A 15,626-nucleotide genomic window follows, 5' to 3' on the forward strand; every position below is an offset into this window, starting at 1 on the left:
TTGTAACAAAACTTTAACCTAATTTAACTATTATAAGTTTGGTGGTTTGCGTTTGCTTTCTTTATTTTATGAAATTAATGCTGACATTGTTATACCCACCCAAAACCGGTAAGCTATTGCTGCTTACCTGCTTTTTAGTTTTCGTGTTTCCCGCGGTAGTTTGCGCGCAAAATCTTTTTTTGCAAAAGATTGAACTGTGCAGCGCCGAAAATTATTGTATCGACTGCGGCAGCCCCAAAGCTACCTGCAGCCAGTTTACGCTCGACCAGCTGTGCGACCGTATTAACCGCAAATATTCGTTTAAAGATGCCAATGGCTCGCTCACTTTCCAGGTACTGGTTGAGCCTTCGGGCTTTAGCTGCGTGCTAAGCCATACCGATGTTACCAACAGCCCCCTTACCGCCGATATCATTCGCCTGCTAAACGGCAGCCTGTGGAAAGCCGCTGTTGACCATGGCAAACGGGTGGCATCATCGGTAAATGTGCAGTTTAAGATTGCTTTTGGCCGAATTTCGGCCCAGATGCTGCGGATGGACCTGGAGCAGATGAAACCGGCCGGCCCGCCAACAATTTATAATACCAGTACCCAATATACCAACCCATCGCTCAATAGCTATGAGTTTACCAAGTGGACCAAATACGATTCGCCGCTGCCCGATAACGTAAGCCAATCAAGCGCGGTTGATGCCACCGACGTACTTTGGTACGCCACCGCCCACGGCCTTACCCGTTTTGATGGCAGCACCTTTAACCCGGTTAATGAATACAACTCGCCCTTTACGTCCGAAACGGCTGTGCAGGAAATTACTGTTGATAAGGAGAACGCCAAATGGGCCTATATTGATAACGGCATATACAAATGCACCGATGCAGGCTGGCAGGTGTACGATTTTAAAAAGTTTATAAAAAGCCCGGTCACCAGTATTATAAAAAGCCGCAACGGCGAACTGCTGTTTACCACCAAAGATGGTATGGTAGTAGTGCGTAAAGATAAAGTGGTGGTGCTGAACAAGAAAACCATCCCGCTGCTGCCCTCAAGTAACGTAACTTTTGCCTATGTGGATAATCGCAAACGCCTGTGGATTGGCACATCAAAGGGCACTATCCTCATCGAGAAAGACCTGCTGCCAACTACTTTTACCACATCCGATTCGCCACTGAAAAACGCCAGCATATCCGGCGCCGCCGAAGATGAGCAGGGCAACCTCTATTTCTCGCTGATAAGCACCGCCAAAGCCTCGGCCGACGATGATAACGAAGGCATCGCGGTACTACGCCCCGATGGCACCTGGCTGCATTTAACCGACAAAAACTCGGGCATGCCATCAAACCACGTAACCAGCATTATGTACGATAAGTTTGAACACGTACTATGGCTGGGTACCGATCAATCGGGCCTGGTGCGGTACGATTTAAAAAACAGCTGGGAAAACTATAACAACGCCAACTCGCCCGCTCCCGGCTTTAAAATTTACCAGGTAGTGCAGGATTCCAAAGGGGTTATTTATGTTACCACGGCCAATGGTTTGATGCGGATCAGGAAAAGAGGAACGTTTTGAGGTTCGGGTTGAGATAGAATTAGCCGGGAAGAACGCTGGCTAAGACTCACCCGCCCGACGCTGCGCTGGGGCACCCTCTCTTCAACTTCGTTGGAAAGAGGGGCTTGAACGACTGGTACTTGATCTAAAAAATTAAATAAAACGCTTCCAGGCCCCTCTTTCCGGCAAAGCCGAAGAGAGGGTGGCGGGCGCAGCCTCGCCGGGTGAGTCTTCGCCGCCAAACCCTACTTACTACTTACTACTTACTACTTACTACTTACTACTTACTACTTACTACTTACTACTTACTACTTACATCCCCCTCAACCTCACATCATCCGCCACAATCCGCTCTATCATTATACTGCGTGTGCCGGTGGTATTTTCGTCAAAAGCATTTACATCTATAGCGCCGTAATTGTTAAGTGCGTCAACAGCCTCCTGCGCCAGCCTGGCCGATGGGGCGTGCACCGTTACAATGGTGCCGTTACGGCCTGCCGTGGCATGGGCTTCGGCCTCGTGTTGGTTATCAAACAGGTGGTTAAAAAACGCGGCTATACGGTCAATGGTACCGGGCTCGTGCACCTCATGGCCGGGCAGGGCTTTGTGGGTGTGCTGGTCTAAACTATCGGCGTCAAACTCGTTGCCCAACAAGTACTCGCACACATCGTCGGCAAGGGTAATATCTTCAAAAATACCTACTACTGTAATCATACGTTAGTAATAGGTAGTTGGAGTAAATTGTTTGAGGGGTTGAGTCGGAAAGTCCGGAAGTCGGAAAGTCCGGAAAGTCCGGAAAGTCAAAAGCAGCCACTACACAAATAATTCAAAAGTCTCAAATCTCATATCTAACATCTCATATCTAAAACAGGGCGTTTCCCGCTGGTAGAAGCGGGCCGGGCTTTCCCCTCATACGTGCACATGGCCTTAGCCACGGCCAACACTTATGCCCCGCGCGGCCGGTATCCGGTACAGTCCCTAACGCTGAGGTTGGGGCGAAGATGTTAGATTTGCTCCCCCCGGTGATTTTTTGTTATCGGGTAGGCGAACAGGTTTTCTTTTTCTATTTTAGGATCGGCCCTTATGGGGTGTATTTTATGGCGAAAATAAAAAACACGCTTTCTTATTACACAGAAATCAACGATTTTCTGGCCTCTATCCCATGGCCAGGACGCACAACCGATCCGGATTTTTACTGCCTGAGGCTAAAGCCACTTGATCAGGACCTGCAGATATACCGCCCACCTTTTAAACGTTCATTTTATTTTTTTGCGTTGCTGTTCAATTCCGGCAAAATCGAGGTTAACTACGGCGATCAAACCATTCACGATCCTGACTCTTATCTTGTTTTTCATTCGCCCAATCTTGTATATAGCTTTGCACATAACAATGCCCTGGAGGGTTATGTAATTTATTTTAAGCCCAAATGCTTCTCCTTCTTTAAACCAGACTTTCACCAGCAATTCCCCCTTTTTAATGTGTTACATACCAACCTGTTTAGGTTTGGCCATGACACATTTAAACAGTTGGCGCCACATTTTGAAACTGTATTTACCAGCTATGAAAGGTCGGCCAAGGCACAGCATATCGAAGCAAGAATAAAATTGCTTGGCTTGTTATATTACCTGGAAGATTTTGCATTAGAAAAGAAAGAGGATATCCCAGTGGCCACAGCGCAGCAAATCCTGTTGCGTAAATTTATGCAATTAATTGATAATCACTATATCAATAAGCGCACCGTACAGGAATATGCAGATCTGCTTTCGGTTACCGCTAATTACCTATCCCAATCTATCAAGCATGTTTCGGGCAAAAATGCGCTTGCTTTTATTGCCGAACGCCTGGCCCGCGAAGCCAGATCGCTCATACAGTACACCGATTTTACGGTAGCCGAGATTGCCTATCAACTCAACTTTTCGGACCCGGCTAATTTTGGCAAATTCTTTAAAAAGCATGTAGGTTTATCGCCTTCGGAGTTCCGGAACCAACGCAGGTAATTAAATTGACCTGTTTATCCAAGTTTTCGACCAAATCTTCCGCATAAGTTTAAGTTTTTTTGTGACAATAAATTAACTAACGTTATGAACTACAACCCTGCTGTGGATGCTTACATAAATAACTCGGAAGATTTTGCAAAACCTATTCTTGAGCACTGGCGCCGCCTTATTCATGAACATTGCCCTAATGCCGAAGAGGCTATAAAATGGAGCCTGCCCCATTTTGAATACAACAACGATAACATGTGTGTAGTGGCATCCTATAAAAATCATTGCTCTTTTACGTTCCTGAAGGCCGAATTGATGACCGACCCACGTTTGAAGGCAAGTAAGGCCCTTAAACCAATTCAACGATTTTTAGGAAAGATCAGCCAAATAAGCGACCTGCCGCCCGACGATGAATTTATAGCCATGCTTAAAGAAGCCATGCAGTTAAACGAAAAAGGCATCAGGATAAAAAGAGACAAGCCCGAATCTGATAAACCCAGGGTACTGGTAACGCCCGATTATTTGCTGGCCGCATTAGTAGCTAACCCCAAAGCAAAGGAAGTTTTTGAAAGCAAATCCAACTCATTCCGCAAGGAATATATAGTTTGGATTACCGATGCCAAAACCGACGAAACACGACAAAAAAGAATAAATGAAGCTTTAGAATGGATAGCCGAAGGAAAAGGCAGATTTTGGAAACACCAAAAATAGATATCTTAAAATATCATACCATCCTGCCCTAAAAATATTGGAAAATAGAAACTTGAAGAGCAGCCCGTTATCCGAAGCCGGAAAGTTTGGAACTTATAAACATCCGGGAGTTGCATGTTTATTACTTTGCATGGCGTTTACCTATCAGTGTACGGAAATAACGCCAACAACCGACAAAACAAAGATGACAACGGGCGAATTTACCGCGCCACCCGGTTTCAGGGATTAAACAGCTTCCAGTGTCCTTCGCTAATAACCTCAATGCTGTCGTCAGTCACTTTTATGGCTGTCTGATCATCAATCGCGTATGAAGGTACTGCTATCGTAGCGGCCAGTTTTTGAATATTGTCCATAGAATTCGTCGGAAACCATTCATGATCTAAATGAGGGTGTAATGCAAAATCAACCAGTTTCAGCGACTTATCGCTTTCGGCCGGTAAATTATGGTTGCCATAGGTGGTTCCAAAGCGGGTCATGATCATGCTTCCGGCGCTTAAGCCCACATACACTATCCTTTGCAACAACGAGGGCAAAAGTTTTGCCAGGCCCGATTGCTGCATCCAGTAACACAAGTACTGGCAATCGCCCCCGCCAACCAGCAAAGCGTCAGTCTCCTGCAACATGGGCAGCCAAAGCTCTTGTTTGATGCTTGGTAGTGCAGTAAGTTCCAGTATTCCTAAGGATTTCCAACCCAGATCGCAGAAAGGGTCGCCTAACTGCCCGCAAATTACCTTGCGTGATATATCGGCCCCGCCGGCTATGGCGTATATTGCGGTAGGGATAAAAAGGGCGCTGGCTTCGGCAACAGGTTTCCTTAGTAATTCAACGAGCGCGTTATGAATACTCGCATTGCTTATGCCTGCAGAAGTGAGAAGCAGCTTCATAATGTTTCAAATTAACGGGTTAAAATAATTATATAAAATTAAAATACAGGAAGCAAAAGCATGTGGGGCAATCGCGCCAATATGGAGGTGTTTTGCGGCGATATGCACATTGGTATAGAGCTGTTTAATGTACTTTTTTAGGAATCCGTAAAGAATGGCTGGTGACACCTGAGTTCAAACCTTGCGATCAAATGAAAGAACACATTTTCTCAGCGCTTGTCCAATTTCAAAAACCTCAATTGTTATCGGGTTATAATTCATAAATTCAGTAACAATTAAAGCTTAAAAAAATGAACGAGTACGCGTTAATTATGAGACACGAGGATGGCACAAAGATAGCCTCGCCGGAGCAAATGCAAATATGGATGAAACAAACCATGGACTGGATTGGCAGTATTGCCGCCCAAAACAAATTTGTTAGCGGTACGGGCCTGCCTTTTGATGATGCCCGTGTGGTACACGCCAACAAAATGGTTACCAATGGCCCCTTTGGCGAGATTAAGGAAACTATAGGTGGTTTTATTGTGGTGAGGGCCGAATCTGCAGACGAGGCGGCTGAATTTGCAAAAGGCTGCCCGGTTTTGCAAGGCGAAGGCAATACGATGGAAGTGCGCCGCATTGCCAAAAATGATGGGGCACACTAAAAGCTAAAAAAGCCTCTGTACATTTACAGGGGCTTTCCGTTTATGGAACAACAGGAGTTGATACCACATTTATTCAGGTCGGAATACCGCAAGATAGTCTCGGTATTGTGCAGACGCTTTGGGTTTGATGAGATGGAGATAGCCGAGGATATTGCCAGCGAAACCTTCCTTGCCGCCGCGCAAACCTGGGGGTTTAACGGCCTGCCCCAAAACCCTGTCGCCTGGTTGTATCGCGTTGCTCAAAACAAAGCAAAAAATTACCTGCAGCGCCATTTAACCTTTCAAACTAAAGTCGCGCCCCAAGTCAAAAGCGATTTTTCAGAACACGATGCAACCGACATAGATTTGTCGCCGCAAAACATCAGCGATAGCCAGTTGCAAATGATGTTCGCCATTTGCCACCCCTCCATCCCTCCCGAGGCGCAGGTAGGCTTATCGCTCCGCATCCTTTGCGGGTTTGGTATTGACGAGATAGCCCAGGCTTTTTTGAGTAACAAGGAAACTATCAACAAGCGTTTATACCGGGCCCGCGAAAAGTTACGCGAGGAGAAAATTAAAATAGAACTTCCTGGCCCGACAGAAATAGATAAGCGGCTGGACGCTGTACTGACAACCATTTACCTGCTATTTAACGAGGGGTACTATTCCATCAGCCAAAATCAAGTGCTTCGCCAGGATTTGTGTTTTGAGGCCATCAGGCTATGCCAAATGCTTGCCGATAATGAGCATACCAATAAACCCCCGGTTAATGCCGTGCTTGCGCTGATGTATTTTCATGCCTCGCGTTTTGATGCGCGGGTAAATGAAACCGGCGAAATCATTTTATATGATGACCAGGACACCAACCTGTGGAATGCAGATATGATTCTCAAAGGCGGATATTATTTAAACAGATCGGCCATGGGCAGTACGCTTTCAAAATACCACCTGGAGGCCTCTATAGCCTATTGGAGTACGCAGAGGGCGGATACTAAAGAGAAATGGGAAAATATATTACAGCTTTATAATCGTTATTTACAGGTGGCTTATTCGCCTATAGCGGCACTTAACCGCACCTATGCCCTGGCCAAAGCAAACAGTAAGGAGGAAGCGATTGTTGAAGCCGAAAAATTGAACCTGACCGGCAATCAATTTTATTTTGCGCTGCTGGGGCAGCTTTATACCGGCATTGATAATCAGAAAGCAAAAATAAACTTTCAAAAAGCCCTGGCTATCGCCAGTACCCCGGCAGACAAAAAAATCATCCAGAAAAAAATAGACGAACTTGAGCAGTGATTGGCATACTGTTTTTTATTCTCCTATGTAAACTTTTTAGGATGATACAGCTTTGTACCTTTTTGAAAATCACACATCAGCTGCCCGCATTTGCGGCGCACAAAACCTTGCAGTCTTATTTCCGACTTCGGATGATTATGCCTGTAGTTTGCAACTACAATAACCACTTCATGTTTTATGCTAAAGATATCATATTAACTCCCCTGTAGTCTGGAGACTACAGACATAGTGGTTCGAAGTCGGAGATATTCGAACAGCGGTAGACTACGAACAATAGGAGGCGGTGTGGTGGCCGGGTTTTTTCTTTTTTTAGATTGATAAAGCAACCCCTTCATATCTTATTTAGTGTGTAATTGCTGTGCTGTTTTGTAACTCATATCATCTTTGGGTATATGATAAATCTGTTGCAGTTTACGAAACCTTTTCGTGCTTGCATACTCTTCGGACGATCCTGCTTTCATTACCTTTTTATACTCGCTGAGCCAAAAATTGTAATATTTGGTCATCGCTTGTTCGTAATCAATTTCCTTAAGGTTCAAAACAGGTAAATTAGGTAAAGTTTTACCATCAACAATTCGCGAATTACATTGAATAGCATATTTGCCGGGTTTAAAAACAAGGGAATCAATACCAATTATTGCGCCATAGCCTGAATTGATTATGTACACCGCCATTGTATCAGTTTTATGAATAAAATAAAATTCTACATCACTATATACAGTAACGGTATTGAGGCTAATTTTCTTAGAATGTTGACTGTATTGAGCTGAATATGAAGTATTGCAAAAATTATATTGTTCGGGTAGGTTAGCTTTTGTGAACATGTATTTACTGCAAATGTCATTTGGCTCAATGGCTTTGCCGTATTTATCGAAAAGTCTGAAATTGAAATTAACGGAAGAAGATGGCTGCACTGCCAGTATATTTAAGAACAGCAATAGCTTATTTATTGAGTTTATCAGTTGCATGAAGAACACTTTTTAATATCGTCAATAATTGACCAGGGTTCAGTGTCTTCGTCAATGAAGATAATTCGTGTTTTATGAACCACTAACTTTTTGCCCATATATTTATTATATACAACTTTAAACGTTCGCTTTTTTTTGTCGAGAAAAGTACAATCGATGTTTTTTTTGTAAAGCTCGATACCCCGGCCAATAAACTTAATTTCCTTGTAATGAAACTCTCCGCCATCGTACCTTGGCCCATTATAAGAATGAACTGTTTTGTTTTCTTTGTCAATCTCAATGTTTATATCCATTTCAGACCACGCTGTAAATTTTTTTGTACGGGGATTAAACAGATAAATCGTTTCGATATTGCCCAATGATCCGCTGCATGGTTGGCATTCCTCCCTTATATCTTTGTAGCCGTCAAAATTCACATCATCAAAATCTTCCGGGCAGTATTTCGCCTTATCAATATGAGTTAACTCCACGGTCGGGCTAATATCTTCCTGCATTGAAAGATCTATTACCACAGCCTTTCGCTTCAGATCAACAATTTTCTTATCAAGAACGATAACCATTTCCTTTGGCTTTTCGGCATAAATATCTTCTTTAACTATATATTGATATTGAAGATGCAAGCCATTAATATCAAAAGGCAGACTTTGTACCTTAAATGTCTTCCCCTGAAATTCAGCAACAGACTTTGCCGGTTTGGCGCTAAAAAAACTATTGTATGGCCGTATACAAAAGTTTAAAATGATACAGGCGATAGCGAGAGAATTCATACTTTGAAAATAATGTAAATAGCATAAAGGCGGCTATGCCGGCAACATCAACAAGGCAAATTTTTAAACATTCAGGCTTAAGTGAACTTAATGTAAATATATCATGATTACCCCATTTTTCACTTCAAATATAGATTCCTTTAATTATTGCCCAAGTTGCAGAAAGTGTTCTAATCGGCTCCCATTCCCCAACCAACATCATCAAATTGAAAAAGCCTGCAAATAATAATTTACAGGCTTTCCTATTCTCTTTAAATTCTATTGATCTACCCGTTGTAGGCCTGTTGCAAAGCCGCAACATCAACTTTTTTCATGGTCATAAAAGTTTGCGTAACACGGGCAATCTGTTCAGGGCTGCCATGCTTAAGTGCCTCAAACATTACGGTTGAAGTCACCTGCCAGGATACGCCGTATTTATCCTTCAGCCAGCCGCATTGCCCTGGCTGGCCGTCGGCCGTAAGGGTACTCCAGTAGTAATCAATCTCTTCCTGTGTTTCGCAGGTAATCAGCAATGATACTGCGTCGTTAAAACCGAACCCGTGCGGGTGTGCGCTATCCATAGCTGCCAGCCAGGTATGGTTTATGTAAAAATCAGCAAACATGAGCGTACCGGCCTTGTCGGGCCCTATATCTTCAGGGCGCGGGGCCGTGGTACCCCGTTTACCATCTTTAAATACCGAACAGTAAAACTCGATGGCCTCATTGGCTTTACCGGCCACATCGCCCGTATACATCAGCGATGGAACGATCACCGGTCTTTCTTCGCCGGCTGGGTTGGTCAGGATCAACTGCCATGATACGCCGTATTTGTCGCTTATCCAGCCGTAGCGTTCGCTAAAGGGATAGCGGTCAAGCGGCATCATCACCTTTCCGTTTGGTAACAGCTTGTTCCAAACCTCATCTATATGTTTGGCGGCATCCGGGTTGCGTGATGGGTCAAAATTGATCATAAAAGATATAGCGGGGGTGGTATTTAACCCGGGGCCTGCGCTGATGCCCAGGAAGGGCTGTCCGGCCATGGTAAATTCAACTGTCTCGCATTCGCCGCCGCCGGGCATGGTAAAATGATTCACATAGGTTAAGGCCGAACCGGGCAATAACGATGCGTAGAATTCGGCCGCCTCTTTGGCTTTATCCTGGCCGAACCAGATGTGCGGTTTGATGGGTAACATAGGTAATTGGTTTTAGTGTAAAGATGAATCAAAAATAACGCCAAAACGCAGGGAGGTGCAAGGCATATCTCTGACATTTTAAGGGCGTAATTGCGACAATTAACTCTCGCTGAGTCAACAGTATTAAGTCGTAAGTCTAAAGTTGAATTTTTCTTTTTTTTTGACTTAAAATCTGTCTAAACCTGATTTGCTAATGTTTTTATGCTTCTAATGAAGAACAACAACGTATTTCGCATGTCGGCTACAACTCACCCCGGCTACGCTGCGCTGGCCGACCCTCTCTCCGGCTACGCCGCAAAGAGGGTTTTGAAAATTCATTTATTTAAATATCTAATTATCAATTAATTAAAACAAAAACCCTCTTTCCACCGAAGGTGAAGAGAGAGTGGTCGGGCGTAGCCTCGACCGGGTGAGTCTTAGCCAACGTTCAAGCGAATTTTTATGTAAATTCCAATAGTTGATGCGCGAACACAAAGCAATAACGATCTGTTTTTTATTTTTAGACAGCCTCTAAAAACTTAAGACTTTCGGCTAAAAACCACATAACACTACTATAAAAGCTCATACGATTCCCGCAGATAAAGAAACAATTTTGGCCGCAGGTCATCCAGCAAAGCAATACGGATATGGTTTTCAAACTTATTACCCGAAGCCACACTTTTAAGCACAGGCCTTTCCGGATGGGGTACTTTCGAATAAAATTTAATATCCAGCTCCTTTTTCATCGGTCGGATTACCAGGAAGGTAAGCCGCCGCGTAAAAACGATACAATTCGGGGTAGTGCCAACCAAAACTCCCTCCCAATCGGCCACCTCGGCCAGTATCTTATCAAACACCAGCACAAGTTCAGGCGGGCGGTCACGAAACAAACTGTCGAGGCTAACCCGCGCGCAATAATGCCGCTGTTCGGGTTTCGGCAGTTCGCGTTCACATTTGGGGCAGGTCCAGCTCATTATTCATTTTTTGCCTAAATTTACCAAAATGCACTCCACGTCATGAAAAAAACTGTGCCTTTTGATTTCCTGCTGGATTACCTGCCGGCCAGTACCATCGTAAAGCCAGCGGTAGGCATGTTTTATATTTATTTCGACCGAAAGATAGTGCTGATCTTCCGGAAAACTGGCAAAAATGCGCAACACAACGGCATTTGGATATGTACCAGGCGCGAACATCATGCCGGTTTGAAGGCAGAGATCCCAGCGATTACCGATTTTCAGTTTGATGAAGACGAGGCTTTTGATACCGCCTGGTTGCTGTTGAGCGACCGCCACGATGATTTTGAAAGTGCCGCCATACAGCTTTGTGACCTGGTATCAAACAAGGATGAAAGGATTGGTAAGGTAACACCTAAAAGCAAAGCTTTATTTACCGGCTTTTAAAATAAAACCGGCCCGTTATTTCCTTCCCCGGCGGGGCGTTTTTTCGAGGCGATGTTGCTACCCGCGAAGTTCGGCTAACCTAAGCCCGTTTTACGAAGGCGCTGCATTTATTTTATAAAATGTTACCCCCACGTTAGTACATAATATTATATTTGCGCCCTCAAATAGCTAATGCAGCTATACGGAGAGGTGTCAGAGTGATCGAATGTGCCTGATTCGAAATCAGGTGTACTGTTACAGGTACCGGGGGTTTGAATCCCTCCCTCTCCGCCAAGTATCATTCAATTAAGATCAAAAGCGCTGTAAATAAATCATTTACGGCGTTTTTTGTTTTTAGCCCGCGCCAAAATAAACCAATAAATTGCTTTGTTCCGGTGACCTGTAGGTGACCTTTTTAGAGGAAATTTCAACGGTCACCGGAACACTTATAAGTCGCTGTTATTGAGTGTGTTCAACATATAAACATCTTCCGCTTGCTCCAAACGCATCAGCGTTCGGACGCTCGCCCGCTGTTGAAAATGCGCCCTTGCACCTTTGCTACTACTGTAACACTCTTAAATGGCGTACCAATTGAAAGCGTGTCAAAGATGTTAGGCCATACCAACATTCAGACTACGCAGCACTATGCCAAAATACTGGATATTAAAGTTGGTGCCGATATGGCTTTGTTAAGGCAGAAATATTCAGGCTAATACAACTTTACTAAAAGGTGAAATAAACCAATTAAAAACCCTTGCAGTTATTTTACTTGCAAGGGTTTTATCATTTTAGGACGAAGTGTTATACAAATCCTAACAAAGATCGTATACGTGAGTTCCTTGCCTATCAGCTTCTGAAAATTACTCACAAAAAATGAATTTAAATGTGGAGCGGTAAGGGGTTACATGAAACTTGCACTAAGTTTTCTGCGAGAACATCTCAAAAAGTATACGGATGTAACAGCCATTTCAGTGATTTTTATTTTTTTGAGCTTTTTTCTTTTCCAATACCCCCTAAATCATTTCTCAGGAGTTATTATTATAAACCGGCACAATTAAGTGTCAGTAACTATTAATCTATAAGAAATGAACTATGAAAAAAACATCTAAACTCACACTGCTCTTAATTTGCATTTCAGCAATAATAGCTGGCTGCAAAAAACAAAGTCAAGATCTCACGATTAAAAAGCCGGTAAATGGCAAAGGAATTCATGCAACACTGACTAATGAAGAATATTCTAAGATGATGGAATATCTTACGAGCACAGAAAAAATCGATTCTGCTGATTGGGTAAACAAAATTAATGCACTTAAGTATGAAACTATTCAAAAAGGAAAATCTGCGTCTCAAATTAAGACATTAGCATTGGGGGATGCCAATACCGTTGGCTCTGATGAACTAAACGCGTTTGACTTTAATACTTTGGGTTCTTTAGAAATTTATCAAGGTGACGTGGATTATTCTACTATTGTAACGACGGGATCAAATGTAAGTATTACTCAAAAAAAAGGTTTTAGAATTTTTAATGAGGAACTTTCAACTTTTGCAATTAGGGGTAATACTGTAAGATCGGTGGTTCCGTTTGTTGCCGTAATTAGATTACCTAATACACCCGGCAGCCAAGGATCTTTACTGGGGATTTCTCAGATGGCACAAAATCTACCAATTTTGGAGCCTCATGGAAGTGGCTGGGGTACTTACGAGCCAAGTGGAGTATCCTGGATACAAGAAACGGTTAGACAGGGAAATACATCTATTGCAAATGTCGCCATTCTTGGAAAAGAAACACGATCGAGAATTGTTTCTAACACAGGGGAAGTAAAATTCACCGGAGAAGTTAATGCTGGCGTATATAAGGCCGGGGCAGAACTAAGCACAGGTTGGGTAATTTCAACATCCGAAATTGTTTATAACAATTATACTCTGTCGGGCTCATTGAGGATCACCTATAACGGAGGAGGGATAAATGACGCCAGTGGATTACCTACCTTTACCTATGTTAGCAATCTAAAGATTACACAAACCGGCATTTTGAAAAGTTAACAAATGGAAAGTTTAAACAAGCATCTCTTAATTTTGCTATTTGCCATGCAAATTATGCTTTCAGCATGTGCATCGAGGAACAATGTCGACAGTGGTGGATATCGTAATATATCGATGGAAAAAATTCCCAGAGGGAAAACAGGTGAGCTTATAGGAAAAGCATTTTGGGATAAATATCATCATATTTCAGGGTCGCCAACGGATTCATTTTACGTGTATGGTAATTTTGATAGTATCCGTTTCCGAGTGCCAAGTTCGTCACCAAAGATGTTCAGAAAAACAGATATCCGGGCAGAGTCCTGGAAAGCCGAACCCAGCTACGGCAAGTTACATTTTGTTGGCAACTTTACAGCAGAACACCTTCCAGGAGCATATGTAAGTTATTATTTTTCAAAAGATAGACGTTATATATTGCAGGCACTCTATACTAACCCTGGAATGTTATTTGACGCGATACTATTTCATAAAGACAGTGTTAACATTTTGAAAGATCAGGGAATTGTCGTTGAACCCTCGCTATGATATTCTTTCTTATTAATGCTATATAAAAAAATTAATGGTTTTTTAACGATTAGACATCATGTAAAGCTGTAATTGGATTATGGTACGCGTGGCCTTATTAGTCCGTTGATGACGCATAGAAAACAAACACCAAGTGCGGTTTTCTGTGCGTTTTTTTCGTTTTAGCGTACGTATAGAGCCTTAAGAATTACTTTGTTGTTATTGGTTGGCCACATGGTTTTCGCAAATAATGCCGTAGCAAGACAGAAAATCTATTATAAGAGGCGTTAATGCAATTAGTAATCTCAGAGGCTGTTTAAAAAGGGCAATTTAAAAATGCTATAAGGTCTTTACAGGCGTTTCAGGCTTAATGACGGGCCATTTTCAACGATAAAAGCTATTGCAATTCGCTAATTTTCTGCACAATAAACCTCAAAGAAAGATACTCCCGGCACAAAAAGGATATGTACCTGCAACAATACCTGCTTAATCCGGCGCATTATTTATACTATTCGGGCATCCTAACCTATGGGTTAAATTTCCAGAAATCGTTGAAGTACACCGGATAGGTGGCTCCGCCCGCTATTTTACTACCGGCTCCAAGGCCGAAATAGGCGGTGTTGCCGATTACAAATCCAACAGCTGCCGACCTTTCCTGCCCTTTAAAATCTTCAGCTTTAGTCCATTGATCTGTAGCCGTATCATATATCAGTACAGCTTTACGGAATTTCAGATTTTGGCCAATTCCGCCAACAACATAAATCCTGGTGCCCATAGCAAAGGTAACCGGGTTATAAAGCGGCTCAATAACGTCGGCCTTTTTTGTCCATTTATCTAAAGCTGGGTCGTATGCCCAAAAATCACTCACAACTTCTTCCATGCTGGTACCTCCGCCAATATAGGCCTTGCCATTAACAGAAGCACTGATCATTTCGGCAATGCCCGTTCCGGGATAATCTGTCATTTGGATCCATTGATCGGTAGCTGGTGTATATTTCCACAGATCCTGTTTTGTTCGCAAGAGGCTGCCAAGTAAGTATCCATAACCACCTATTGAAAAAGATATTGCGCCTTGTCTTTTACCGCCTGGAAAATCCGCCTTTTGTATCCATGTGTCTTTGGAAGGATCGTATTCCCAAAAATCGCTGTATAAAAGATTTGTACTGTAGTTAAACCCGGTGCCCATGTACGTTTTGTTGTTTATTGAAAATCCGGCCATCAGCCCCATTCCCTTCCCGGGATAGTCATTTAGCTGATGCCATTTATCAACCGAAGGATCATACTGAAATACATTGGCGGTGCTATGGCCGGAAGGCTCCTCATATTGTCCACCAATTACATATCCTTTATTCCCCCCGGAAAATCCAAACGTCCAGCGAAGTGCGGTACCCGGATAATTTCCCAATTGAACCCAGCCCTTCGCCTCTACTTTTGTAGTATCAGTTTTTGTAGTATCGACTTTTGTAGTATCGGTATTATTACCCATATCCGGCTTAACATGAAGTTTTTTACATGAGATGGTAACGAAAAGCAATGAGATTGCAATTATCGTCAGACTTAATTTAGGCATGGCAATTCAAATAGGTTTACTATATAAAGTTATAACTAAAAATCACAAAACCAAACGAAAAATTCACGCTGTTTGACGCCGCTCAACTTCGGACAATTATGTATTTGGCAATCACTGTATACTTACCTTTTTATACTAAAAAGATATAATATCCCCCTATACGAGCTTCATATCAAAACGCACACGCCATAGTCTGCTGCCGGTTTAATT

Annotated in this window: 15 protein-coding genes, 1 tRNA gene and 1 pseudogene; 10 read left to right on the plus strand and 7 right to left on the minus strand. The window is 42.9% G+C overall.

What is annotated here, in order from left to right:
- Positions 1-68 precede the first annotated feature (68 nt).
- Positions 69-1,559 (plus strand): ligand-binding sensor domain-containing protein, encoded by a 1,491-nt coding sequence (locus PQ469_RS25980; protein ID WP_274210277.1) that lies wholly within the window; start codon positions 69-71, stop codon positions 1,557-1,559.
- Positions 1,560-1,850: 291 nt separating this feature from the next.
- Here the strand turns inward: PQ469_RS25980 and PQ469_RS25985 are convergent, their stop codons facing one another.
- Positions 1,851-2,252: a hypothetical protein gene (locus PQ469_RS25985; protein WP_274210278.1), complete on the minus strand. Its 402-nt coding sequence runs from the start codon at positions 2,250-2,252 to the stop codon at positions 1,851-1,853.
- Positions 2,253-2,635: 383 nt separating this feature from the next.
- On the opposite strand from PQ469_RS25985, the gene PQ469_RS25990 reads away from it, so the two are divergent.
- Positions 2,636-3,535, plus strand: coding sequence for a helix-turn-helix domain-containing protein (locus tag PQ469_RS25990; RefSeq protein ID WP_274210279.1), 900 nt, complete (start codon positions 2,636-2,638; stop codon positions 3,533-3,535).
- 84 nt (positions 3,536-3,619) lie between these two features.
- Positions 3,620-4,234 carry a YdeI/OmpD-associated family protein gene (locus tag PQ469_RS25995; RefSeq protein ID WP_274210280.1) on the plus strand — a complete coding sequence of 205 codons (615 nt, stop codon included), beginning with the start codon at positions 3,620-3,622 and terminating at the stop codon, positions 4,232-4,234.
- Between the two features lie 218 nt (positions 4,235-4,452).
- Here the strand turns inward: PQ469_RS25995 and PQ469_RS26000 are convergent, their stop codons facing one another.
- Positions 4,453-5,118: a Type 1 glutamine amidotransferase-like domain-containing protein gene (locus PQ469_RS26000; protein WP_274210282.1), complete on the minus strand. Its 666-nt coding sequence runs from the start codon at positions 5,116-5,118 to the stop codon at positions 4,453-4,455.
- Positions 5,119-5,408: 290 nt separating this feature from the next.
- Between PQ469_RS26000 and PQ469_RS26005 the strand changes: the two genes are divergently transcribed.
- Together PQ469_RS26005 and PQ469_RS26010 are read left to right on the plus strand one after the other, a co-directional pair.
- The gene (locus PQ469_RS26005; protein ID WP_274210283.1) at positions 5,409-5,762 is read left to right on the plus strand and encodes a YciI family protein; all 354 of its coding nucleotides are present in this window, start codon (positions 5,409-5,411) and stop codon (positions 5,760-5,762) included.
- A 42-nt stretch (positions 5,763-5,804) separates the two neighbouring features.
- Positions 5,805-7,037 (plus strand): RNA polymerase sigma factor, encoded by a 1,233-nt coding sequence (locus PQ469_RS26010; protein ID WP_274210284.1) that lies wholly within the window; start codon positions 5,805-5,807, stop codon positions 7,035-7,037.
- A gap of 338 nt (positions 7,038-7,375) precedes the next feature.
- Here the strand turns inward: PQ469_RS26010 and PQ469_RS26015 are convergent, their stop codons facing one another.
- The 4 genes from PQ469_RS26015 to PQ469_RS26030 all read right to left on the minus strand — a co-directional run bounded on the left by PQ469_RS26015 (position 7,376) and on the right by PQ469_RS26030 (position 10,897).
- Complete coding sequence (locus PQ469_RS26015; RefSeq protein ID WP_274210285.1) at positions 7,376-7,711, minus strand: hypothetical protein; 336 nt, start codon at positions 7,709-7,711, stop codon at positions 7,376-7,378.
- A 284-nt stretch (positions 7,712-7,995) separates the two neighbouring features.
- Positions 7,996-8,772: an XAC2610-related protein gene (locus PQ469_RS26020; RefSeq protein ID WP_274210286.1), complete on the minus strand. Its 777-nt coding sequence runs from the start codon at positions 8,770-8,772 to the stop codon at positions 7,996-7,998.
- 266 nt (positions 8,773-9,038) lie between these two features.
- Positions 9,039-9,944: a VOC family protein gene (locus tag PQ469_RS26025; protein ID WP_274210287.1), complete on the minus strand. Its 906-nt coding sequence runs from the start codon at positions 9,942-9,944 to the stop codon at positions 9,039-9,041.
- Positions 9,945-10,495: 551 nt separating this feature from the next.
- The gene (locus PQ469_RS26030) at positions 10,496-10,897 is read right to left on the minus strand and encodes a DUF5655 domain-containing protein (protein WP_274210288.1); all 402 of its coding nucleotides are present in this window, start codon (positions 10,895-10,897) and stop codon (positions 10,496-10,498) included.
- 42 nt (positions 10,898-10,939) lie between these two features.
- Here PQ469_RS26030 and PQ469_RS26035 point away from each other — a divergent pair, with 42 nt between their 5' ends.
- The 5 genes and pseudogenes from PQ469_RS26035 (at position 10,940) to PQ469_RS26055 (ending at position 13,867) form a co-directional block, all read left to right on the plus strand.
- Positions 10,940-11,323 (plus strand): hypothetical protein, encoded by a 384-nt coding sequence (locus tag PQ469_RS26035; protein ID WP_274210289.1) that lies wholly within the window; start codon positions 10,940-10,942, stop codon positions 11,321-11,323.
- 183 nt (positions 11,324-11,506) lie between these two features.
- Positions 11,507-11,596 (plus strand) — tRNA-Ser (locus PQ469_RS26040).
- Positions 11,597-11,853: 257 nt separating this feature from the next.
- Positions 11,854-12,015: pseudogene (locus PQ469_RS26045) on the plus strand (site-specific integrase); the annotation flags it as partial.
- A 379-nt stretch (positions 12,016-12,394) separates the two neighbouring features.
- On the plus strand, positions 12,395-13,345 hold the full coding sequence (locus PQ469_RS26050; RefSeq protein ID WP_274210290.1) for a hypothetical protein: 951 nt from the start codon (positions 12,395-12,397) through the stop codon (positions 13,343-13,345).
- A 3-nt stretch (positions 13,346-13,348) separates the two neighbouring features.
- Positions 13,349-13,867, plus strand: coding sequence for a hypothetical protein (locus tag PQ469_RS26055; RefSeq protein ID WP_274210291.1), 519 nt, complete (start codon positions 13,349-13,351; stop codon positions 13,865-13,867).
- 505 nt (positions 13,868-14,372) lie between these two features.
- Here PQ469_RS26055 and PQ469_RS26060 read toward each other — a convergent pair.
- On the minus strand, positions 14,373-15,416 hold the full coding sequence (locus tag PQ469_RS26060; protein WP_274210292.1) for a Kelch repeat-containing protein: 1,044 nt from the start codon (positions 15,414-15,416) through the stop codon (positions 14,373-14,375).
- Between the last annotated feature and the right edge of the window lie 210 nt (positions 15,417-15,626).

It is taken from the genome of Mucilaginibacter sp. KACC 22773, assembly GCF_028736215.1.
Lineage (GTDB): Bacteria > Bacteroidota > Bacteroidia > Sphingobacteriales > Sphingobacteriaceae > Mucilaginibacter.